Source organism: Blautia sp. AF14-40 (assembly GCF_003479665.1).
GTDB classification, from domain to species: Bacteria; Bacillota; Clostridia; order Lachnospirales; family Lachnospiraceae; genus Fusicatenibacter; species Fusicatenibacter saccharivorans.
In genome coordinates, this window is record NZ_QUHK01000003.1 from 186,273 (window position 1) to 208,482 (window position 22,210).

Here is a 22,210-nt window from a genome sequence, read left to right on the forward strand (position 1 = left end):
TCAATAATTGGCGCATTTCCGTAGCCTGTAAACCTATCTCTTCCAAAATCGACTCGATTTTGCCGGATGACCCGTCAATGTCAGTTTTATCTTTATAAATCAGCTGGAAGTTTTTTGCGTCTTTTAAAACATGGATCTTTGCCTGTATCTGTATTACCGACACCAGCAATCGTATCAAATATAAACAAACTCGCTTTTCTTTCCAAAAGGGCTGCAAGAACTGTGTAACTGACTTGTGAAATATAACTGTAACGATGTTTGTATGTAATCTGCCGACAAGTACTGGATTCCCGTTTTCAATATTCTTTAGAAAAATAACATCTGGGTTACTCTTTCCCATCCAAAATATACGAAACCTCAGAAAGGGAACAAGACTAACCACAAAGATGTAAAATGAATCTGCGATTTATACACGCGTGGAATGTTCAAACCTTCCTTTATTTCACCCGCTGACATCCGTGAATTAAGAGATCTCATAAAATACCGTTTCAAGCTCACCTGCATAATTACCAGTGAGAAGAACCGTGTCCTTAATTGTCTTACTGTATCAAACTTAAGTTGGACGATATCTTTTCTGATATATTTGGGAAATCTTCCCGTTCTATCACAGAACCGATTTTACAACACCCTGGGGAATTCTTTGATGTAACACCTTTTATTGACCACAAATGTAAAACTCCAATAGAAGAAATAAGTCTGCTGTTGCTGATGTCATCTCTCCTGAACAGGCTGTGAAGATCAGACAATCCTTAAACCACATCGATGAATTAGAAATGCACAAGACAGAAATAGAACGGAAAATCTTTCGTCTCCGTGATAAATACGAAAACATCCTAAATCTTATCCGAACCGTACCAGGATTCGATAAGAATCCAATAACTACCATCCAAGTGCTTTCTGAAATCGGAGGTGACATGTCTGTTTTCCCCCAAAACTAAAAACCTCGTCTCATGGGCTGGATGTTGCCCTCGTAACAATAAAATCGATCGCAAAATCAAATCCTCTCGTATTTCCCGTGCTGTCTCTTATTTTAAACCAGTTTTGGCAAAAACTGCAAATACTTTAATCAAATCGAAGAAAAATTCTGAATTTTCCACCCGTTATCGACGAATAAAGGCACGCCGTGGTCACCAAAAAGCTATCATTGCCATCTGTCGTAGATCCTGAGCATTTCGAAAGTACTAACCTTTTCACAGGCACTTAATCTGCTCAGACAACGAGAATATGTCATCAAAGATGATCTTTCTTCCGTTTTCTGATTAGGTGTTGTATCTATATTTACTTTTCAAAACCACTACATTTGATGGTTTATTTGTTATACCCTTTGTTCTTTGGATGTCCTCTACTTATTTGTTTCAAACTTTCTCTACCTTTTTAATCCTTGACATTTTTTCTAAAAATAAAGCATTTCGCGCCTCTTGATCAGTTAGCAATCATCAGTTCAACTAGTGCTTTATTACTGGTGGTTTATTATTAGTCCTCCAAAGAGCTATGTTGCTGCTCGCCCCGAAAGGCTGTGTCTCAAGTATTGTTACTGGTCTACTTATAAAGCGGTGCTTCTTGAATCTTCTTTTCTTGATTCTTCTGCTTGCCTTCGATATATTTCCGACTGCTTCATAGGTAATATTACCAATGTTTTCTACATAATAGCCTCTTGCCCAAAATGCTTTATCCCACTTACTTTGCAGTTCGGGATACCTGTCATAAATCATTAACGTACTTTTTCCTTTTAAGTATCCCATAAAATTCGCTACACTAAGCTTGGATGGAATTGTCACACTTAAATGCACACGATCTATGCATACTGCACTTGCTATAATATCTACGCCTTTATACTTACACAGCGTACTGATGATTTCCCGTACATCTTCTCTTATTTTTCCATATAAAACTTTCTTTTTATATTTTGGAATGAAAACGATAGGATACTGGCATTTCCAGACTCGACATTTAATAGTTAGTCTTTATTTTATAGCTAATTCCTGCTTTAACTCCTTCAAACATTTTTTGATTTTTTTCAAAATCACCATGCAAAATATAACCTATTGTTTTAAATAACCTCGTAAGCAAGAAAAAAGAAACTCTCATGTAATATGATAGCGTTCCAACTCTATAGCGATATTTTTTCATAAAAATCAACCGATTACGATTCCAATAATATACAAAAAATGGTGATTCAATGCCCGCACTGGCACTTACTTTATGATACAATTTAATATAAGGAGAATAAAAAATAGAAAATCCATGTTCTCTTAACTTAACACAATAATCTACATCTTCAAAATACATAAAGTAGTCTTCCGGAAGTTTTAATGTCTCTACAACGTTCTTTTTTAGTAACATGCAACAACCAGTCACAAATTCAATTTCTGTAATATCTTTTAATTCATTACTAACGTAATGAATTCCATACCCTTTTTTCCAATCTATTTTTCCACCGCCGTACCAAAGTTTGGTTCGATCGTAGTTATACATAATTTTGCACGTTAACACATCTGCAGCAAGTTTTTGTGCTGTAACAACCATATTTTCTAAGAAGTCTTTTTCAACAATAGTATCATTGTTTAAAAGCAACACATAATCTGCGCCATTTTGTAATGCAATATCAATTCCATGATTATTAGCTTTGGCAAATCCTTCATTTGCTAGGCTACTAACAATTATTAAATCATTCCACTTATCTTTGAGGTCATAAATATTATCATCAGGAGAGCAATTATCCACCACGATAATTTTATAATTATCATAAGAATTTTGTTTGAGACTTCTTATGCATTCTTCTGTATCGTTTAATCCATTGTAATTAACTAAAATTACATAAACACTTTTTCCAGCCATAATTACCTTTCTATCGATTATGCATTGCTATTCCGATTTTTTTAGAAAACTTCTTTGCAATCATATATCCTATTATTGCTTCTGATCTAGCGCCAATCATTAGCCTGCAAAAAACATCTCTGCCAGCTTTTTTGCGTTGCTTTTATTCATAATTCTTGTCAATACTTCAATGCATTAAAATTTCTTCACAAAGTTCTGCGATCTTTTGACGTGAAACATTATAACTATATTGCATATAATATAATTTCTTATTTTGTGTAGAAATTTGTTCCATTTCATTCTGGGATTTATTGCAGTAATCTATAATTGCATTTTTATATTCGGCTGTTGTGTTTGCACGAATAATAGCGCCTAGTTTATCTAATTCCAGAGCCTTTTCGTAACCAACCAAGGCCTCATCGCTTGCAGCAATCATCAATCCCATACTTAATGTTTCAGCAACTTTAACCTTCATGCCAGCTCCTTTTTGAATTGGGGCTATAACCATCGCTTGTACTGGCACAATGCTTTCTAGATTTGCAAAGTTTTCATAGAGCACACAGTTTGGTATTTGAGTTACAAGTTGTTTGAGGGACTCATTTGGATTGCTTCCACCAATAACAAATTCTAAATCATTGTTCATTAAAAAAAATGGTATCCAAATCTCCTGAATAAATTTCAGTAAAGCATCCACATTTGAACCATAATTCAAACTTCCTATAAATACAATTGTTTTTTTATTTGCTTTTTTGCTCAGATTGGTTTCTTTCTCAATGCATATAGGAAGAATCATTTCACGTTTATTTTCTACCGTGTATAAGTCATGTGCACGTTTGTAATCACGCTGAGTCAGATAGTCCAATGCGTCTGCATACTTTATTGCATTTGTCTCATCTCGTTTTACACAATATTTTTCAAGCGCTACATATAGTTTTTTGATTTTACTTGTTTTATTCGCAAAATATCCTGTTACATAATCGTATTCGATGTTTTCCATATTGCAAATCACTTTACATTGTGGTAAGTTGTGTTTTACATCTTTGGCAATAAATCCAAATCGAGATCGTCCAATTACAATTATATCTGGATTATATGCCAGCACATTTGCTCGATACTTTTTCCAATTAAAAAACATATATGTCGAATGTCCACATACCCGTGACAGTATATCCCATTTACGACTTTTAGTTACGCCATCAATCAGTGTGTTTTTTAAATTATTATCAGGAGAAATCACTTTTAAATCATAACCATGCGTTTCTACATAATTATTTAGCCCGTCATAATATTTACGTTCTTCTAAACTGCCGCCTCCAAATCCTAATATTTTATTGTCTGAAATCAACAATATTTTCTTTTTCATCAATCAGCACTCTCCTAAACGCTTGTTCTGTTTTATCCCATGTGAAATTTTTCTTTACAAATTCTTGAGCGTTTTTTCCAATTTGACCTCTGCTACCTTGGTCCAGTTTAAGTAAATCTAAGACATAGTTAACGAATTCTCCATCTGAACGAGCCACAAGCCAGTCTTGCTTGTTTTTAGCGTCAATATTTTCTGCACCAATCGGTGTTGTTACTACAGGCATTCCCATTGCCATTGCTTCCAGATTCTTGGTTTTTATTCCACTTCCAAACTGCAATGGGCAAATAAATACTTCACATTCACCAATAGCAACTCTTACATCTGGAACCCTACCTGTAAACACAATGTGTTTTGATTCATATTTTTTCAAACTTTCAGTTACTCCACCACCCACGATATAAAGAGTGGTATCGGGGATATATTTTTGTATTGCTGGCATGCACTTTTCAATAAAGTGAAGAATCCCATTCTCATTATGTGCCACATTTAAGGCTCCCATAAATACAATGGAATTTTTCTTTTTTTTAACGCCAAGATTTTCAGAGAAAAAGTCATAATTAACTCCCAATGGTGCAATCAATGATTTCTTTTCCCCTAACATTTTATCAAATTTTTCCCCTTCGCTTTTAGCCACGAACATCACACGATCATACGTTTTTCCAACGTTCATCTCAAATTTCTGCAACAAACTGATTTCCATATTCATAACAGCTCTTTTTACACATGAGAGGGTTAATATATTTTGGATGGCACGCGGAAATCGGAACAAATATGCGCCATATGGATTAATATCACTTAATGCAACTTTTAGCTGCCGCTCATATCGTAGCGAGAGTAGATCCTGAAGATCAGCAATCTTATATCCATTGAAGTCTTTTAGATATTCTGTTGTACGAATAAAATCAGAAATCACAAAATCAGGTTTCTCTTTTTGTATGACCTCATCAATTTTCTTTTTGATTTTAGGATCCCAGAACAATGAAACTTGTAATGGATATTCATGTTTAAGGAATGTTTTCCACACAATATTTTTTAATTTACTTACAGTAGATGGATTTGGCAAAATATATGTTTTAGAGATAAACGCAGGTTTTGCTTCAACATTTTCATCCTGCTCTAAAAAAGATATATTTATAATTTCAATATCCAATTTTTCGTGCAAAATTTTACAGTAATTGAATAATAAATTTTTAGTCCCTGATGTAGGGGGAAACGGTAATCTTTCACTTAGCAAAATTAATTTTTTCATTCATGTTTCTCCGTTTTTAATTGTTTAATTCATTTTGATATATTTCCTTCAATGCATCAAAAACCGTATATTGAGGCTCCCATCCCAAATTTTTTCTAATCAGGTCATTATTACAGCAAACAACAGGCTGGTCTGTCGGACGAAAACGTTCTGGATCAATTTCTACAGTAATTTTCTGATTGCTTAAGCCTACGATGTAATTAAGCATTTCGTTCAAACTATATGCTTTACCAGATCCAATGTTATAGATTTTTTCGCAATCATTACTTTCAACAATCATTCGATATGCACGAACAATATCTTTTACATGACTAAAATCTCGTTTTACTTGTAAATTACCGACTTTAATAACACCGGATGTTCCACTTTTTTCAATTTCAGCGACCTGTTTGCAAAAACTCGGCAAAACAAAAGATTCTCTTTGACCAACACCAGTATGATTAAACGGTCTAACGCAATATACTTTCAGACCATACTGATCTCTGTAAAGTTTTGCAAACTGTTCCTGTGTTACTTTCGAAATTCCATATGGATTGCTTGCATTTAATTCTGTACTCTCATCTATTAATGTATTTGAAATTACATATTCTTCACTTGAGCCAACAAACAAAATTTTAGGTTTCTTTTCACTTTTTCTTGCAGCTTCCATAATGTTTAAAGCACCGATAACATTTATCTGAACTGTTATTTGTGGAATATTCCATGAGGATCCAACACTACTGATTGCAGCAAGGTTTACAATAATATCCGGAGCAACATTATTGATTAGATTTTCTACCTCTGAGTTCTTCATTAAGTCAGTTTCATAGAATTCAACTTCCGTTGGAAGCATAGGACCATTTACCTTATCGGTTCCAACAACCTTATATCCATTATCAATAAACTCTTGAGAAAGGTAACTTCCAACAAAGCCACTTGCCCCAAAAATCAATACTCTTTTCATGTCATCTACTCCGTTTATATAAAATAAAATAGACAGGCAGACTTTCTACGTTATGATCACATCTGCCTGTCCTTTTTAATTACTGAATTCCAGCTTCTTTTTTCGCTAACTGTAAATCATGTTCAGCCATAATTGCACAAAGCTCTTCATAACTTGTTTTCTGAGGATTCCAGCCTAATTTAGTTTTTGCCTTTGTTGGATCCCCCCAAAGATTTACAACATCTGTCGGACGGTACCATTTTGGATTTACACATACCAGCATCTTGCCAGTTTTTTTGTCATAACCTTTTTCATTCATACCCACGCCTTTCCATTCAATCTCAATACCATCATTTGCAAATGCAAGAGTAGTAAATTCACGAACAGTATGCTGAACACCTGTTGCAATGACATAATCATCTGGCTCATCCTGCTGAAGGATCAACCACATACACTCAACATAGTCTTTCGCATAGCCCCAGTCACGCAGAGAGTCAAGATTTCCAAGTTCCAAATGATCCTGTAGACCGCATGCGATACGACCAGCGGCAAGAGTAATTTTACGTGTAACAAAATTATCACCACGGCGTTCGGACTCATGATTGAACAGAATACCGTTGCAGGCAAAAATACCATAAGCTTCTCTGTATTCTTTGATCATCCAGAAACCATACTGTTTTGCTACTGCATAAGGGCTATATGGATGAAACGGAGTCGTTTCAGACTGTGGTACTTCTTCAACTTTTCCGTAAAGTTCAGAAGTAGATGCCTGATATACACGGCAAGTTTTATCAAGTCCAGCGGTATGTACGGCTTCAAGAATGCGAAGGACACCCAAGGCATCTACATCACCTGTATATTCTGCCGCATCAAAAGAAACTTGCACATGAGACTGTGCAGCAAGATTATAGATTTCATCAGGTTTTACCTGCAATACAATACGAATAATACTAGAGGAATCAGAGAGATCACCTTCATGAATAATCAATTTATCCATGATATGATCGATACGTGCAGTTGTCGAAACGGAAGCACGGCGAATAATGCCATGTACTTCATATCCTTTTTCTAAAAGGAACTCCGCTAAATAAGATCCGTCTTGTCCTGTAACACCTGTAATTAACGCTTTTTTCATTATATATACTCCTATTCTTTCATTTTATATACATCTACATATAGCAGTGTATTTTAATTTTTGCATCTACACTGATGAAGACTTATTACTTATTCCATTGAAAATTTAATCTTATCTGAAACGCTGATTTCATTGCCAAGTTGAACTTCAATGATATCCAGCACAGTGATTGCTTCAACGGTATGTTTGCATCCGGCAACTATGGTAATAACATCGCCTGTTTGAATAATTTGCTCAGTGCCATCTACAATTGCTTTACCTGTTCCTGAAACGACTGTCCAAACCTCTTCACGATAATTATGCATGTGATAGGTCATATGTTCGCCTGCTTTCATGGAAATCTTAACTGTCATAGAACCCGGCTGTACATCAATAACGGTATAAGTTCCCCAGGATTTTTCTGCATACATTGCTTCGGTTTCAATTTTTTCGACATACGGCTTCATATAGCCACTACGCTCTTTATCGGCAACAAAAATACCATCGCCGCTGGCTGCGACAATCATATCTTTGCATCCCATACAGAGGATAGGGATATTCAACTCATTTACCACATTCGTGTTTTCGCAAGTTTCATCTAATACAGCTGTTCCCTTAGTTTTATCTTCCATAACTTCAGCCATCATGTTCCATGTACCGACATCTTTCCAAGCCCCGCTGTAACGCAGAACTTGGATACTGGATTCATTTTCAACTACAGCATAGTCAAAGCTGATCTTAGGCAACGTATCATATTTGCTAAACAGATCACTATAATTGTCAAATTCAATCATGGCGTGAGTTTTTTCTATCAAATATCCCAGTTTAAATGCAAAAATTCCTGCATTCCACAATGCATTTTGGGCTAGATATTTTTTTGCTGTTTCTACATCCGGTTTTTCTTTAAACTCTTTGACCTTGCTGACATCCTCTCCGTTTTCCGGAATGATATAACCATACTTCTCACTAGGATAGGTCGGTTCAATACCCATTAAAGTCAAATTCGCACCGTGTTGTTCTGCGAGTTCCTGCAAAACTTTGACGGCTTCATAGTAAGTATTGTCTACATAAGGATCAACTGGGCATACAACAACCGCTTCATTCTCGTCAACACCTAATTCATCGTGAAGGTAGGCCGCTGCTAATGCAATCGCCGGAAAAGTATCGCGACGGCATGGTTCCACACAAATAGAAGCTTTTTCACCCAGCTGATTTTTTATAGCACTTGCCTGAGATTTGCTCGTTGCAATAGTAACTGTTGCATCGGGATCTGTCTCGGTAATCTGACGATATACACGCTGTACCATAGACTCATACTCGTTATCATTTTTAAATAGTTTGATGAACTGTTTACTACGCACATCATTCGAAAGAGGCCAGAGACGTTTACCTGATCCGCCAGAAAGTAAAATAATATTCATTTTCTTTTCTCCTGCTTTTACTATCATTTCTCATCTTTTCGTCGATCTTTCTAATTCTTACCCATTCAACCATACCATTCCTCTACCTGCAATACATCTGCTTTTTTCAATAGAGTAAATAGTTTCATATAGTCTTTTTGGACCGGTATCTTTTTACATAGACCCCTTCTGTCCTAATACAATCAGTACGGTCTTGAACAGAATCCTGATATCCAGCAAAAACGACCATTCCGAGATATACTTGGTATCCAGCTTTACAACCTCTTCGAAGTCCGTAATCTCACTTCGACCGCTCACCTGCCACATACCTGTCAGACCTGGTTTAATTGCCAGTCTTGCTCTGTGGTGAAGTTCATATTTTTCCCACTCATCCACTGTCGGCGGACGTGTTCCGATGAGACTCATATCACCTTTTAACACATTGAAGAACTGCGGGAATTCGTCCAGAGAGGTTTTGCGGATGAAATTTCCGATTCCCTTGCCGGGACCTTTTTCGCTGCCGATGACACGTGGGTCATTCTCCATTTTGAACATGAGACCATCGCTGACACGGTTCTGTTTCATCAGTTCTTTTTTGCGTTCCTCTGCATCCATATACATGCTTCGGAACTTGTAAATCTTAAATTTTCTTCCGTTCTTTCCGACACGGTACTGAGAAAAGAAGATCGGGCCCGGAGATTTGATATAGATTGCCGGGGCAACAAACAGGAAGATGATTCCTGTCATGAGGCAGCCTACAAGGCCGCCGCAAATATCCATGATTCGTTTCAGCACCAGCTGACCGGCACTTGCCATGTTGATGCAGGTTGTGATCACGGTGTAATTGCCCATATGCTCTACGGTCTGGTTTTTGCCCTGCATCTCGTTCACGTCTGCAATTTTCACATGGATGGTAATTCCCATTTCGGTAAAGGCATCAAAGATTTTTTGCGGAATTTCTCTGCCTGCAGGCAGGACAATCAGCACTTCGTCGAACCACTCACGGCAGACGTATTCGGCTACATCTGAAAGGCTGGATACAACCGGCACTCCGTGAACGCTGCGTCCGGTTCCGTCCTGATCCACAAGGACAATGCCCTTTGGGTGAACACCGCTGTATTCAAAATCCAGCATGTTCTTTACAACAGACTGTGACTGTTTTTCGGTCGTCAGGATCAGCAGGGAGCGGCCGCTATGTTCTCCTTCGCCACGTTTTTTCAGAACTGCTTTCCATACTGCACGCATCAGATAGGAAATGATGCCATAAAGCAAGCCGGTCAGAATAATCGTCGCTCTGGAAAACTGATCCCCTTCCTGGATGAGAAACAAATAGAACACACCAAGAACGATGATGTATACCATGTTTTTAATTGTTTTTCCGCTTTCTGCCAGATAACCGCGCTTCAGAACGTTCTTGAAGGAATCATCAAAGAGCATGATCACCACCTGGATCAGCGCGAATACGATGGCTTCGTTTCGGTAAATGGCATTTTCATACGGATTCAGACTGTGATGTCTCAGAAAATAGCCCATAGCAAAAGCAAGCTGAAGACAGATCATGTCAAGAATCATGAAATCCAGATGCTTCAGCCATCCTGTGGATAGTTTTTTGTACATACCTTTCTCTCCTGTCGTATTTCTTTTTCATTTCGTAACTTTATGTCCGTTTACATGGTTTTTCTTTATGTCTGTGTTACCATTTCCGTCATTTGCTGTTATTGTTTTTGTAAGTACTCAGAACCCAATCTCGATTCTGCTTACGCAGCATCTCAATGTTGCTTCTCGCCATATAAAATTCCTGAAAAACCGCTCCTTCGTGCAAACATGATTCGCAATTTTTCTTTCATTTCGCATGGCTCTGAATCGTTATCATTTTTTGTAATTTCTGTATTGATTATTTGTTTTTATGTTACCATTCTGTCAAAAATCAGTTCTGTATTTGGCTTCCATGCATTGGCAGTTACTTATCTGTGATAAATACGAGATAATTTCTTTATCTTAAATATTTTAGTTCATCTCCATTTGTTTGTAAAGGGGGTTGCAACAATTTTGTATATATTTTTTTCATATTTTGTTTATATATTACCAGAGTCAAAAGCTCAAAAAACCTTTTGACCCAAACATCTTTCTATATTACCGCATTATTTCATAACATCCAGGATTTGAAGGGTTTTCATTTTCTTTTCCACATAGCGATGCAGATAAGCGCGCAGCAGCCGCTCCAGCTCGTCCAGAATATCCTCGTTTACTGTGAATCCATACAGCTTTTCCGTCGGTGATGCGATGATATAGCGGCATGCCAGCACAGTAGCGGGCTGCAGCGGCCACGGATCTTTGATGGTTTTTCCGCAGTTCGGACAGTAGATGGCGCTGTCTCGCAGTGAGAAAACGGTCAGGTTTTCTTTTGTGCCGCACTCCATGCAGGAGAACATCTGCGGCGCTTCTCCATTGATTGTGATCGTGCGCAGTTCAAAAATACACCGGATCAGGCGGAGATCCTGCCTGCCCCGGCGTATGGCGTTCATGGTCACGTACAGAAGATTCAGCATCTGGGTTTCATCGTTTCCTTCCTGGCTGAAATATTCTGCCAGCTCAAGGAAATAGAAACCGTAGTAGACACCGGGCTGCATCTGGGCGAGGTCGAGAAAGTATTCTTTGACGTTTGCGCCGGAAAGGGTGTAGCTGTCCCGTCCCTCGTAAACCTGAAATTCACCAAAGACGAATGGGTTGGAGACAGCCATCAGTGGGCTTTTCATGCGGCGGGCACCGCGCGCGAAGGCGGTGATTTTCCCAAGCTCACGGGTCAGGATCACGACGCGCTTGTCATACTCTCCGACCGGCGAGGCGGCTAATACCATTCCACTGACTATAATCGGCTCCCGCATGCCTTCTCTCCCCCTTCTTCCGTTGTTTTTTTACTGCTTTTACTGTTTTTTCTGAAATTCACTCGCTGCACGTATTTGAAAGCGTTTTGAAATCAAGATCCTAGAGCTCCAGCTTTTTCTTATCATACCCAAAGTTCTTCACCAGGAAATCGCTGTCTCTCCAATCTTTTTTAACTTTTACCCAGAGCTTCAGGTTGACCTTCTGCTCCAGCATCTGCTCCAGCTCATACCGCGCGTTGCTTCCGATCTTCTTGAGCATCGCGCCCTGTTTTCCGATGATGATGCCCTTGTGGGAATCGCGCTCGCAGATGATGGTCGCATCAATATCAACGATTTTTCCGTTCGGGCGGTCTTTCATCTGGTCGATCACAACGGCGATGCCGTGCGGGATCTCTTCGCTTAAGGCGTACAGTGCTTTCTCGCGGATGATCTCAGCCACGATCTGGCGCATCGGCTGATCGGTGATGGTGTCCTCATCGTAGAACTGCGGGCCGTACGGCAGATATTTGAAGATGCTCGGAATGATGTCATCGGTGTTCTGATGGCGGAGTGCCGAGCACGGAATGATCTCGGCAAACTGGAACAGCTTGCGGTACGTATCGATGAATTCCAGGATTTTGTCTTTCTCCACGGTATCGGTCTTGTTGATAATGAGGATGACCGGCGCATTGACTTTCTCCAGGATCTCTGCGATATGGCGCTCTCCTGCTCCGATGAAGTTGCTCGGCTCTACCAGCCAGAGAATCACATCGACTTCTTTTAACGTTTTCTCAGCTACATCGACCATGTACTCGCCGAGCTTATTTTTCGCCTTGTGGATACCCGGTGTGTCGAGGAACACGATCTGTCCCTCGTCACACGTATAAACGGTCTGGATGCGGTTGCGGGTGGTCTGCGGTTTCTTGGATGTAATCGCAATCTTCTGTCCGATCAGGTGGTTCATCAGCGTGGATTTTCCCACGTTCGGACGGCCGATCAGGGCTACAAAGCCGGATTTATAATTTGCATTGTTTTCCATTGCTGTCTCTTCTCCTCATTTATAAGTTCTCTACGTTCTTAAACAGTTCTTTCTCTTTCTGAATGGCTGCTTCGCTTCCGACAACGCAGATGTTGTTCTGTTTTAAGGCTGCATCTACAAGGTCTGCCAGTGCATGAATGTCATCCAGGGTTGCATCGAGGATCTGATCTCTCTCCTGCTGGAAGTCTGCTTCGGTGATGCCGTTGAACCATGCGCTCTCGGAGGTCTGGCCTTTTGCGGACGGGTTCATCGGGACGTCGAGTTCGCTGATCGTTCCGATGATGTATTTGGTCATCTGGCGCTCGTCTGCTTCGAAATTGCGCACGTAATCGCCGATACCGCGGTATACTTCAAGGGTTCTTCCGACGTTCGGGTCACGGTAGGAAGAAATGCACGCGTTTCCGCCTCTTCCGAAAGCTCCGCCGCAGCCGTAAGCGCCGCCTTTGACACGGATGTTGATCCACAGATAGTCATAGCTCAGCATGACACGCAGGATGCGCAGGGCTCCTGTGTAGTCGTAGCCTTCGCGCTCGAAGTTTCCACAGAGTGCCACGTACTGTACCTGGCCGGAGGTCTGGAAGGCTTCGTTTTTCTGTTCAAAGTCATACACAATGCTGCCCGGCTCCACTTCGTCGGTGTACAGATTCTCTTTGAATGCTGCGATTTTTTCTTCCAGCGGTGCGTAGCCTGTCTCGTCTGCTGTATAGGAGACGGTCAGATTCTCTTTGCGGAAGATGTATTTCATCAGGGTCTGCAGATTTTTAATCAGTTCTGCTTTTTTCTCATCGAAGTTCTCGTCCAGATCTTTTAAGAGCTGGTAGAAGCCGATGCCTGCGATGCGGTCCTGGAAATTGCTCATCGGGGAGTAATAGGAAGCTGCACGCATCACAGCCGTTGCATTTCCGGCGGAAGACAGGCGGTTCTGCAGGCCGGATTTCATGCTGGAGATGATCTCGTGAAGACGTTTCTCGTCATCCAGGCGGGAGGTGTTCAGGATTTCCTCGATCATTTTCATGACGAAATCCAGTTTGTCGTACAGGAATTTCGCGCGGATGCCGAACATTCTGCGGCAGTCGTCATCATTTTCCGGAATGCGGAATACCTGCAGTCCGCAGTTGATGCCGCCGGTCTGTGCATTGATCTCGTTGAACAGTTCGCCGTAGGTGTAGTGTTCGGTGTCCACATAGCCGAGAACGGATTTTAATACGCCCATGTACGGGATCAGATCGTTCGGCACATTTTTCGTATCAAACAGCAAGCTTAAGTAACCGATGCCGTTCGTGAATACGTTGTGATGAAGAACCGTCGTTCCATCGACTTCATGCTCGTCATTGTAAAGTTTGACAGACTCACGTTTGATATCGCTTCGTTTCAGGAGCGGAATCGTCTCGAGTGCTTCCTCGCTCTCCTCTTCTTCCTGATATGCTGCCAGCTCTTTGGTGTCAGCAATGATTTTCTCGATCTCTTCTTTTGACAGGCTCTCTTTGTATTTCTGCAGTTTTTCTGCGGTCTTTGCATCATTTTCTGCGGCAAGACCGGTCTTTGGAATGAGGGTCACGATGGAGGCATGGGTGTTGTCCAGCAGATACGTCTGGATCAGGTTTTCGAAATAGCCTTCTTTTGCCAGTTTTTTCAGCTCATCGTAGATCGCAAGCTGCTGCAGGTAGGCGAACGGTTTGTTCTCGTCGTACAGCCAGCTGTCGAAGACGTCAATGCCGTACATCAGGCCCTTCGGGAAGCTGGAGAAGTCCGCCTCACGGAAACGGAATTCGAAATAGTTGATGCCTGCCTCGATGGCTTTCTGATCCATGCCGTTTTTCACGATATCCTTGAGGGTGCCGCGGATGATGGACAGGAATTTTTCTTTCTCATTTTCATCGGCGTTCTTGGCTACGATGGAGAAGAATGGCTGCAGGATGCCGTCCTCGTAGGAGCCGTAAACATCTTTTCCGATGTGTGCGTCAAGGAGTGCCTGTTTGACCGGGGCTCCCGGTGCGTCAAGGAGTGCATACTCCAGAACAGAAAATGCCACGTTTAATTTTACATCCAGACCGCTGCCGATGACCATGTTGTAGGACAGGTACGCATTGTTTTCAAGCGGATCGCCGTCGAGTACCGGGTACTCGTGTACAATGTCGAGGGTCTCTGCAAATGGTTTCTGATACGGAATTTCGGATTTTACTTCTTTTGCATTAAAATGGGACAGGTATTTTTCATCCATCCATGCCAGTTTTTCTTCCATATCCATGTTTCCGTACAGGTAGATATAGCTGTTGGACGGATGGTAATAGGTCTGATGGAAATTCAGGAAGTTTTCGTAGGTCAGGTTCGGGATGCAGGACGGATCTCCGCCGGATTCTACGCCGTACGGAGTGTCCGGGAACAGGGTGTTGAAGGTTTCACGCTCCAGGACATCGTCTGCGGAGGAGAAGGCTCCTTTCATCTCGTTGTATACAACACCGTTGTAGGTCAGCGGGCCGTCTTCGCTTTCCAGATGATAGCTCCAGCCTTCCTGACGGAAGATTTCATCGTGTTTGTAAATGTTTGGGTAGAATACGGCGTCCATGTAGACATGCATCAGGTTCTGGAAGTCGGCATCGTTGGTGCTGGCTACCGGGTACATGGTTTTATCCGGGTAGGTCATAGCATTTAAGAAGGTGTTCAGGGATCCTTTGACGAGTTCTACGAAGGGATCCTTTAACGGGAATTCGCGGGAGCCGCAGAGGACGCTGTGCTCGAGGATGTGGGCTACGCCGGTGCTGTCGGCCGGCGGGGTACGGAACGCGATGTTGAAGACTTTGTTGTCATCTTCGTTTTCGAGAAGGAGCACGCGGGCACCGCTCTTGTTGTGGCGGAGGAGGTAGCCGTGTGCATGGATATCGTCAATCTGCTGTTCCTGCAGCAGGGTATAGGCTTTGCAATGTTCTGCGTTCATTTTTATATATCCTTTCTTGTTTTTCTTTATTATTTCCGGTTTTATGCAGTCAAAAACGGACCGCAGTGCCCGTTTGCTGGGATTTTCTGCGGCCCTGTCGGTTTTATTCTTCGTTGTCGTTTTCTGCTGCGGTGTTCTCTGTCTCGTTGACGTGTTCTTTTACTTCGTCGTTTGCAGCGTTGTTCTGTGCATTTTTCTGTGCCTGTGCTGCAGCGGCCTGTGCCATCATTGCCTCAAGGTTCGGGCGGACGCTCTGTGCCTGGGCTCCCATGATTCTCTGGAGCTGTTCTCTGGTCAACAGAAGGTTGAAGCCGGACGGGTTGATGACGAAGCCTTTGGCCTGTTTCATCAGGTACGGCAGAAGGTGCTGAAACGGGATGGCTGCCAGACGGAGTTTTGCCTGCGGATCCGGACGGAATTTCTGGAATTCACCGATATCGGAAAACAGCGGCTGGAAGATGTCTTCGTTCTGGTTTTTGATGTACGGGATGCGCACGTCTGGTCCCGGGTTGGCCGGATCGAATTCGCCCTGTACCTGGGAGATGTCGATGGCAAGGATGAATTTGCTTCGCATCAGGTTGACAAGCATTTCTTCTTCGAGTTCACGCAGGTGCTGCATGCGCTCGGCGTCGTCTCTTCTCTGGTTTGGTTTTCTGAGTTCCTGCAGAAAGTATACGACGGTGAGCTGTACGCCCGGGTTCAGAACCGGGAGGTGCTGTTTGTTCATTTTCTCCATGTCTGGTTTCGGGAAGATCTGCTCGAGCTCGATGCGGCGGGTCTGGTCGCCTTCGTGGAAGATGACCATATTGACGCCTTCGGCGTAGAGGCCCATATAGAAGTTCGGCATCTGCTTGCGCAGGACTTTTACGGTGAGCAGCGGGGTGTTCTTTTCTACATAGGATTTTGCAAACTCCTTGGCTGCTTCTTCTTCGGTAAACATGTATACCTGATCATCAAAGGTTTCCGGATCGCACTCTACGTATGGGAGTTTTGTGATCTGGGAAAAGGTCACATAGATGATTTCCATGCTCTGGAATTTCTTCATGGTGAAGCTGTTGTCTACTGTCATTTGTGGTTGAGTCCTTTCTTCGCTCTTAGAGGACGGTTTATCCTCAAAATATCTATGTGACATTATATCATACTTTTGATGGGTTGCCAAAGGTTTATTGCTTCAGCTCGCCATTTTTGCGTTCGGATAGATTTTTTCCATCCGGCTGTCTGGAAAACGTTCATCAATGAGCTGCTCTATGGCGTTTGCTGCTGGCTCGTTGTGGGCACGCTGGTCGTAGCGGGTGAGGGCCAGGGTGGAGACGAGGATGTTGGCGAGCATGAAGATGATCAGTATCCAGGTGATGATGGGACCCTGTTTCAGGGGGATTATTTCGATCCATTTGGAGAACAGGGGGTAGAGTTTTTTCAGCCATACGACGGCGGCGATTCCCCAGAAGAAGCAGTACAGGAGGTTGATGCGGCCGCCGAGGTTGAAGGGAATGTCGCTGTAGTCCCAGAAAACTTTTCCGAAGACGATTTCGGTGAAAACGCTACAGAGGTATTCGTAGGCACCGCCGAGGAAGGTTCCGAAGGCGAATAAAAAGCCATCGGAGCGGTTTCTGTAATTATAGAGGAACCAGGTGGCGAGGGCGATGGCGAGGCCCCAGACGATGCTGAACGGACCCCAGACAAGGCTGCTGCGGCTCATCCAGACACCGGCGGTGATGCGGCAGAAGATGGTTTCTACGATATCACCTAAGAAGGCGCCGATGATGAACAGCAGGATGATTTTGTAGAAACTGCAGCCCTCGGCGAAGACTTCGGATTTTTCTTTCTGTTTCGGTATAGGCTGTACCGACGGGTAGGCGCGCTCGACACGAGCTTCCAGGTAGCGGTACAGGCGGACGGAAAGCCGTTTGGTGAAGGCGTCGATCTGGTCGTTCATGGCGGCGATGCGCGGCATCTTTTTGGTGATGTGGCGCAGGACGGCGTAAGAACCGATGGCATCGACGACGAGGACTCCGAACAGGATCCACAGGGTGATGTGCATTACGCCGTTTGGGGCAAGATGGAGGAGGGTAAGGCCAAGGATGTTGCCGAATTTCAGGGCAAGGACACCAAGGATTCCCCAGAGAACGGAATACTGGAGGCAGATGTAGCCGTCCATGTTCCATTTTTTGTTGGAATAATCCCACCATTTGCCGTGGCCGATCCGTTCCAGGACGTGGCCTGCGATCCATTCGGCGGCGGTGGCGATGATCATACAGCCGAGAAACAGAAAGACCGGGCTGGACTGCAGTTCGTACAGGTAGCGGGTCATGAAAACAGCCGTGATTCCGTAGATGGCACACAGCGGGCCATTCAGAAAGCCTCTGTTTACCATGTGTTTTTTCCGAACAGCCGCCACTGTCGTTTCCAGAAGCCATCCAAGAAAGGCATAAAGGAAGAACAGCCCGAGGTAGTCGTAGATTGTGTAGTTCATCAAAATCTCCTTTTCTTTGTTCATATCGGGCTTGTAACCCCGTTTTTATGACATTATAGCATAGAACATGCAAAAGCAGAACCTTTTCAATGGAAAAAGGAAAAGTTCACAAAAAGAAGCCACACCCTTTTGGGGCATGGCCTCTTTCTTTTCTCAGGCGGCGGCAATACGTACCGCCTGAGCGTTTATGTTACAGGTTCGGAGTAATCTGAACGAAAGAATTACTCTTCTGAGCCGTACAGTTTTACGAGTTTGTTCAGGTAAGTGTAACGGTCTTTTGCTTCCTGCTCGTTCTTGCCGAACAGTCTTTCTGCTTTCGCCGGGTTTGCACGTTTCAGAGAGTTGTAACGTACCTCGCCGTTCAGGAATTCCTGATAATCTCCTGACGGAGCCTTGGAATCCAGTGTGAATGCGCTCTTGCCTTCTGCCGCGAGTGCCGGGTTGAAGCGGAAGCAATGCCAGTATCCGGTCTGAACAGCGAGCTGCTCCTCGGTCTGTGCTTTGCTCATACCTTTCTTGATACCATGGTTGATACATGGAGCGTAAGCGATAATGAGGGATGGTCCCGGATATGCCTCTGCCTCTGCGATTGCTTTGACTGCCTGATTGTAATCAGCGCCCATAGCGATCTGTGCTACGTATACATAGCCATAGCTCATTGCGATGCTTGCCATATCTTTCTTCTTGGTTTCTTTACCGCCTGCTGCGAACTGTGCAACTGCACCGGTCGGAGTAGCTTTGGAGGACTGTCCGCCTGTGTTGGAGTAAACCTCGGTATCGAACACCATTACGTTGATATCTTTTCCGCTGGCAAGTACGTGGTCTACGCCGCCGAATCCGATATCGTAAGCCCATCCGTCACCACCGAAGATCCACTGGGATTTCTTAGCGAGGAAGTCTTTGTTCTTAACGATGTCTCTGCAAACGTCGCAGTCAGCGTCTTTGATTGCTTCTACAAGTTTCTCGGTTGCAGTTCCGTTGGTAGCGCCGCAGTCAAAGGTATCCAGATACTCTTTGCATGCTGCTTTTACTTCTTCCGGAGCTTTCTCGGAATTCATAACATCCTCAACTTTGGCTTTCAGGCCGCCGCGGATTGCTTTCTGAGCGAGAAGCATACCATAACCGAACTCTGCGTTATCCTCGAACAGGGAGTTGGACCATGCCGGGCCCTGTCCTTTCTCGTTTACAGTGTAAGGAGTGGACGGTGAGGAGTTACCCCAGATAGAGGAGCATCCTGTTGCGTTTGCGATGTACATTCTGTCACCGAACAGCTGGGTGATCAGTTTTGCGTAAGGAGTCTCGCCGCAGCCTGCGCATGCGCCGGAGAACTCAAGCAGCGGTTTCTTGAACTGGCTGCCCTTTACGGTATTCTCTTTGAATTTTGCTACAACGTCTGTCTTCTCTGGAAGAGCTGCTGCATAATCGAAGTATTTCTGCTCTGCTTCGTGTGCTGCAAGGCTTTCCATAGCCAGTGCTTTCACACCCTTCTTGCCCGGGCATACGTTTGCACAGGAACCACATCCGGTACAGTCAAGCTGGGAAATAGCCATTGTGAAGGTGTAGTCCGGCATACCGGTCATCGGCATGGTCTGGATGTCTTCTGGAGCTGCTGCTGCTTCTTCTGCGGTCATGGCAACCGGACGGATAACAGCGTGCGGGCAGACGAAGGAACATCTGTTACACTGGATACAGTTTTCCGGATTCCATACAGGTACGTTTACGGCGATACCACGTTTCTCGTATGCGGATGTGCCGGACGGAGTTGTTCCGTCTACGTAGTCTGCAAATGCGGATACAGGCAGGTTGTTTCCTTCCTGGGAAGTTACTTTTGCCTGGATGGTATTTACGAATTTAACAGCATCAGCGCGGCCGCTCTCTGCATGAGTTGTGGTCAGACCTTCATCTTCTGCATTTTTCCAGCTTTCCGGAACTGCAACTTCTTTGATCTGTTTTGCACCCTCATCGATAGCTGCCCAGTTCTTTGCTACGACATCATCACCTTTACGGCCATAGGTAGCTTTTGCTGCTGCTTTCATGAGTTCGATGGCTTTTTCTTCCGGAATGATCTTCGCAAGCTTGAAGAATGCAGACTGAAGAATGGTGTTGATACGGGTCGGTCCCATGCCGGTCTCGATACCGATCTTAACGCCGTCGATCACATAGAATTTGATGTTATGGTTTGCGATGAATGCTTTTACCTGACCTGGCAGATGCTCTTCCAGTCCTGCTTCATCCCATGGACAGTTCAGAAGGAAGGTTCCTCCGTCTACCAGCTCCTCTACCATGTGATATTTGTTCACATAGGAAGGATTGTGGCATGCAACAAAGTTTGCTTTGTGGATCAGGTAGGTGGATTTGATCGGTTTCTTTCCGAAACGCAGGTGAGACATCGTTACACCGCCGGACTTCTTGGAGTCATAATCGAAGTAAGCCTGAGCGTACATGTCTGTGTTGTCACCGATGATCTTGATGGAGTTCTTGTTTGCACCTACGGTACCGTCTGCGCCAAGTCCCCAGAATTTGCAGTTGATGGTTCCTTCCGGAGTTGTTACCAGAGGAGCGCCAACCGGCAGAGACAGATTGGTAACATCGTCTACGATACCAATGGTAAATCTCTGTTTCTCTGTATTTTCATATACAGCAACGATCTGAGCCGGTGTGGTGTCCTTGGAACCAAGTCCGTAACGGCCTGTGAATACTGGTGTGCTCTCGAATTTGCTGCCTTTTAATGCTGCTACTACGTCCAGGTACAGAGGCTCGCCAAGAGATCCCGGCTCTTTTGTTCTGTCCAGAACGGAAATCTGTTTTACAGTCTCCGGAATTGCATTGATGAGTGCTTCTGCGGAGAACGGACGGTACAGACGTACCTTTACAACGCCGACTTTCTTGCCTGCTGCTACGAGGTAATCGATGGTCTCCTCGATGGTATCGCAGACAGAACCCATAGCGATGATTACGTGCTCAGCGTCTGCTGCTCCATAATAGTTGAACAGTTTGTAATCGGTTCCGATTTTCTCGTTTACTTTGTCCATGTACTCCTGTACGATTGCCGGAAGAGCATCATAGTACGGGTTACATGCTTCTCTTGCCTGGAAGAAGATATCCGGGTTCTGTGCGGATCCTCTCTGGCACGGATGGTTCGGGTTCAGGGCATGTTTACGGAATGCATCTACTGCATCCATATCTACCATGTCTTTCAGATCTTCGTAATCCCATGTCTCGATTTTCTGAATCTCGTGGGAGGTACGGAATCCGTCGAAGAAGTTGATGAATGGAACTTTGCCTTTCAGTGCTGCACAGTGTGCAACCGGTGTCAGGTCCATAACCTCCTGTACGCTGGATTCGCAGAGCATTGCGACTCCGGTCTGACGACAGGCGTAAACGTCTGAATGATCTCCGAAGATGGAAAGTGCGTGGCTTGCAAGGGCACGAGCGGATACGTTGAATACGCCCGGGAGCTGCTCGCCGGCAATTTTATAAAGGTTCGGGATCATCAGAAGAAGTCCCTGGGATGCGGTGTAGGTTGTAGTAAGAGCTCCGGCTGCCAGTGATCCGTGTACTGCACCTGCTGCTCCTGCCTCAGACTGCATCTCAGTTACCTGAACTTCCTGTCCGAAAATGTTCTTTCTTCCCTGGGTTGCCCACTCATCGGTATGCTCCGCCATAACGGATGAAGGGGTAATTGGGTAAATAGCTGCTACGTCGGTATACGCATAAGACGCATGTGCTGCAGCCTGGTTACCATCCATGGTTTTCATCTTTCTAGCCATTTGATTTTATCCTCCTTAAAAAATGATGACCAAAAATTACTTTGGCTTTTCTCAGGTTGGTGTTCTGCCGGGTTTCGGTTGCCTCCGCGCTTCGAAAAACCCGGATAAGGGCATGGCAATGCCACTATGTCCAGTGTTTGAATTATAACACCGATTGGGCATTCTGTCCAGATTTTCTGTGGGTGTTCAGGGAAAAATACAAGTTTTTTACAACTTCTGGTAATTCCGCGTCGAATTTCTCGATAAAAAAAAGAAGGAACGGCC

Annotated in this window: 13 protein-coding genes and 1 pseudogene; all 14 read right to left on the minus strand. The window is 43.7% G+C overall.

Annotated features, from left to right (window positions below):
- Positions 1–1,543: 1,543 nt before the first annotated feature.
- A pseudogene (gene tnpA / locus DWW13_RS04045) lies at positions 1,544–1,955 on the minus strand (IS200/IS605 family transposase).
- Complete coding sequence (locus DWW13_RS04050; protein ID WP_118719349.1) at positions 1,951–2,838, minus strand: glycosyltransferase family 2 protein; 888 nt, start codon at positions 2,836–2,838, stop codon at positions 1,951–1,953. Before DWW13_RS04050 ends, tnpA begins: the two are co-directional and overlap by 5 nt.
- A gap of 166 nt (positions 2,839–3,004) precedes the next feature.
- A complete protein-coding gene (locus DWW13_RS04055; RefSeq protein WP_118719351.1) occupies positions 3,005–4,180 on the minus strand; it encodes a glycosyltransferase in 1,176 nt (391 codons plus the stop codon).
- Positions 4,146–5,429, minus strand: coding sequence for a glycosyltransferase family 4 protein (locus tag DWW13_RS04060; RefSeq protein ID WP_118719353.1), 1,284 nt, complete (start codon positions 5,427–5,429; stop codon positions 4,146–4,148). The genes DWW13_RS04055 and DWW13_RS04060 overlap by 35 nt, the downstream gene beginning before the upstream one ends.
- Positions 5,430–5,445: 16 nt before the next feature.
- The gene (locus tag DWW13_RS04065) at positions 5,446–6,372 is read right to left on the minus strand and encodes a GDP-mannose 4,6-dehydratase (protein ID WP_118719355.1); all 927 of its coding nucleotides are present in this window, start codon (positions 6,370–6,372) and stop codon (positions 5,446–5,448) included.
- Between the two features lie 79 nt (positions 6,373–6,451).
- Positions 6,452–7,486: a GDP-mannose 4,6-dehydratase gene (gene gmd / locus DWW13_RS04070; protein ID WP_173815540.1), complete on the minus strand. Its 1,035-nt coding sequence runs from the start codon at positions 7,484–7,486 to the stop codon at positions 6,452–6,454.
- An 89-nt stretch (positions 7,487–7,575) separates the two neighbouring features.
- Positions 7,576–8,886, minus strand: coding sequence for a sugar phosphate nucleotidyltransferase (locus DWW13_RS04075; RefSeq protein WP_118719359.1), 1,311 nt, complete (start codon positions 8,884–8,886; stop codon positions 7,576–7,578).
- Between the two features lie 153 nt (positions 8,887–9,039).
- Complete coding sequence (locus DWW13_RS04080; RefSeq protein ID WP_118719361.1) at positions 9,040–10,482, minus strand: sugar transferase; 1,443 nt, start codon at positions 10,480–10,482, stop codon at positions 9,040–9,042.
- Between the two features lie 524 nt (positions 10,483–11,006).
- Positions 11,007–11,750 (minus strand): DNA repair protein RecO, encoded by a 744-nt coding sequence (gene recO / locus DWW13_RS04085; protein WP_118719363.1) that lies wholly within the window; start codon positions 11,748–11,750, stop codon positions 11,007–11,009.
- 100 nt (positions 11,751–11,850) lie between these two features.
- The gene (gene era, locus DWW13_RS04090; protein ID WP_118719365.1) at positions 11,851–12,768 is read right to left on the minus strand and encodes a GTPase Era; all 918 of its coding nucleotides are present in this window, start codon (positions 12,766–12,768) and stop codon (positions 11,851–11,853) included.
- A 19-nt stretch (positions 12,769–12,787) separates the two neighbouring features.
- Positions 12,788–15,703, minus strand: coding sequence for an insulinase family protein (locus tag DWW13_RS04095; RefSeq protein ID WP_118719367.1), 2,916 nt, complete (start codon positions 15,701–15,703; stop codon positions 12,788–12,790).
- A 103-nt stretch (positions 15,704–15,806) separates the two neighbouring features.
- Entirely contained in the window at positions 15,807–16,772 is a 966-nt protein-coding gene (locus DWW13_RS04100) for an SseB family protein (RefSeq protein WP_158579747.1), read from the minus strand.
- A 102-nt stretch (positions 16,773–16,874) separates the two neighbouring features.
- Positions 16,875–18,176: a putative ABC transporter permease gene (locus DWW13_RS04105; protein WP_118719371.1), complete on the minus strand. Its 1,302-nt coding sequence runs from the start codon at positions 18,174–18,176 to the stop codon at positions 16,875–16,877.
- A 221-nt stretch (positions 18,177–18,397) separates the two neighbouring features.
- Positions 18,398–21,946, minus strand: coding sequence for a pyruvate:ferredoxin (flavodoxin) oxidoreductase (gene nifJ / locus DWW13_RS04110; protein ID WP_118719373.1), 3,549 nt, complete (start codon positions 21,944–21,946; stop codon positions 18,398–18,400).
- Between the last annotated feature and the right edge of the window lie 264 nt (positions 21,947–22,210).

Coding starts and splice junctions, on each gene's coding strand:
- DWW13_RS04095 (WP_118719367.1), bottom strand. CDS start 15,703: ATGAACGCAGAACATTGCAAAGCCTATACCCTGCTGCAGGAACAGCAG.
- DWW13_RS04065 (WP_118719355.1), bottom strand. CDS start 6,372: ATGAAAAGAGTATTGATTTTTGGGGCAAGTGGCTTTGTTGGAAGTTAC.
- recO (WP_118719363.1), bottom strand. CDS start 11,750: ATGCGGGAGCCGATTATAGTCAGTGGAATGGTATTAGCCGCCTCGCCG.
- era (WP_118719365.1), bottom strand. CDS start 12,768: ATGGAAAACAATGCAAATTATAAATCCGGCTTTGTAGCCCTGATCGGC.
- DWW13_RS04105 (WP_118719371.1), bottom strand. CDS start 18,176: ATGAACTACACAATCTACGACTACCTCGGGCTGTTCTTCCTTTATGCC.
- nifJ (WP_118719373.1), bottom strand. CDS start 21,946: ATGGCTAGAAAGATGAAAACCATGGATGGTAACCAGGCTGCAGCACAT.
- DWW13_RS04055 (WP_118719351.1), bottom strand. CDS start 4,180: ATGAAAAAGAAAATATTGTTGATTTCAGACAATAAAATATTAGGATTT.
- DWW13_RS04060 (WP_118719353.1), bottom strand. CDS start 5,429: ATGAAAAAATTAATTTTGCTAAGTGAAAGATTACCGTTTCCCCCTACA.
- gmd (WP_173815540.1), bottom strand. CDS start 7,486: ATGAAAAAAGCGTTAATTACAGGTGTTACAGGACAAGACGGATCTTAT.
- DWW13_RS04050 (WP_118719349.1), bottom strand. CDS start 2,838: ATGGCTGGAAAAAGTGTTTATGTAATTTTAGTTAATTACAATGGATTA.
- DWW13_RS04100 (WP_158579747.1), bottom strand. CDS start 16,772: ATGACAGTAGACAACAGCTTCACCATGAAGAAATTCCAGAGCATGGAA.
- DWW13_RS04080 (WP_118719361.1), bottom strand. CDS start 10,482: ATGTACAAAAAACTATCCACAGGATGGCTGAAGCATCTGGATTTCATG.
- DWW13_RS04075 (WP_118719359.1), bottom strand. CDS start 8,886: ATGAATATTATTTTACTTTCTGGCGGATCAGGTAAACGTCTCTGGCCT.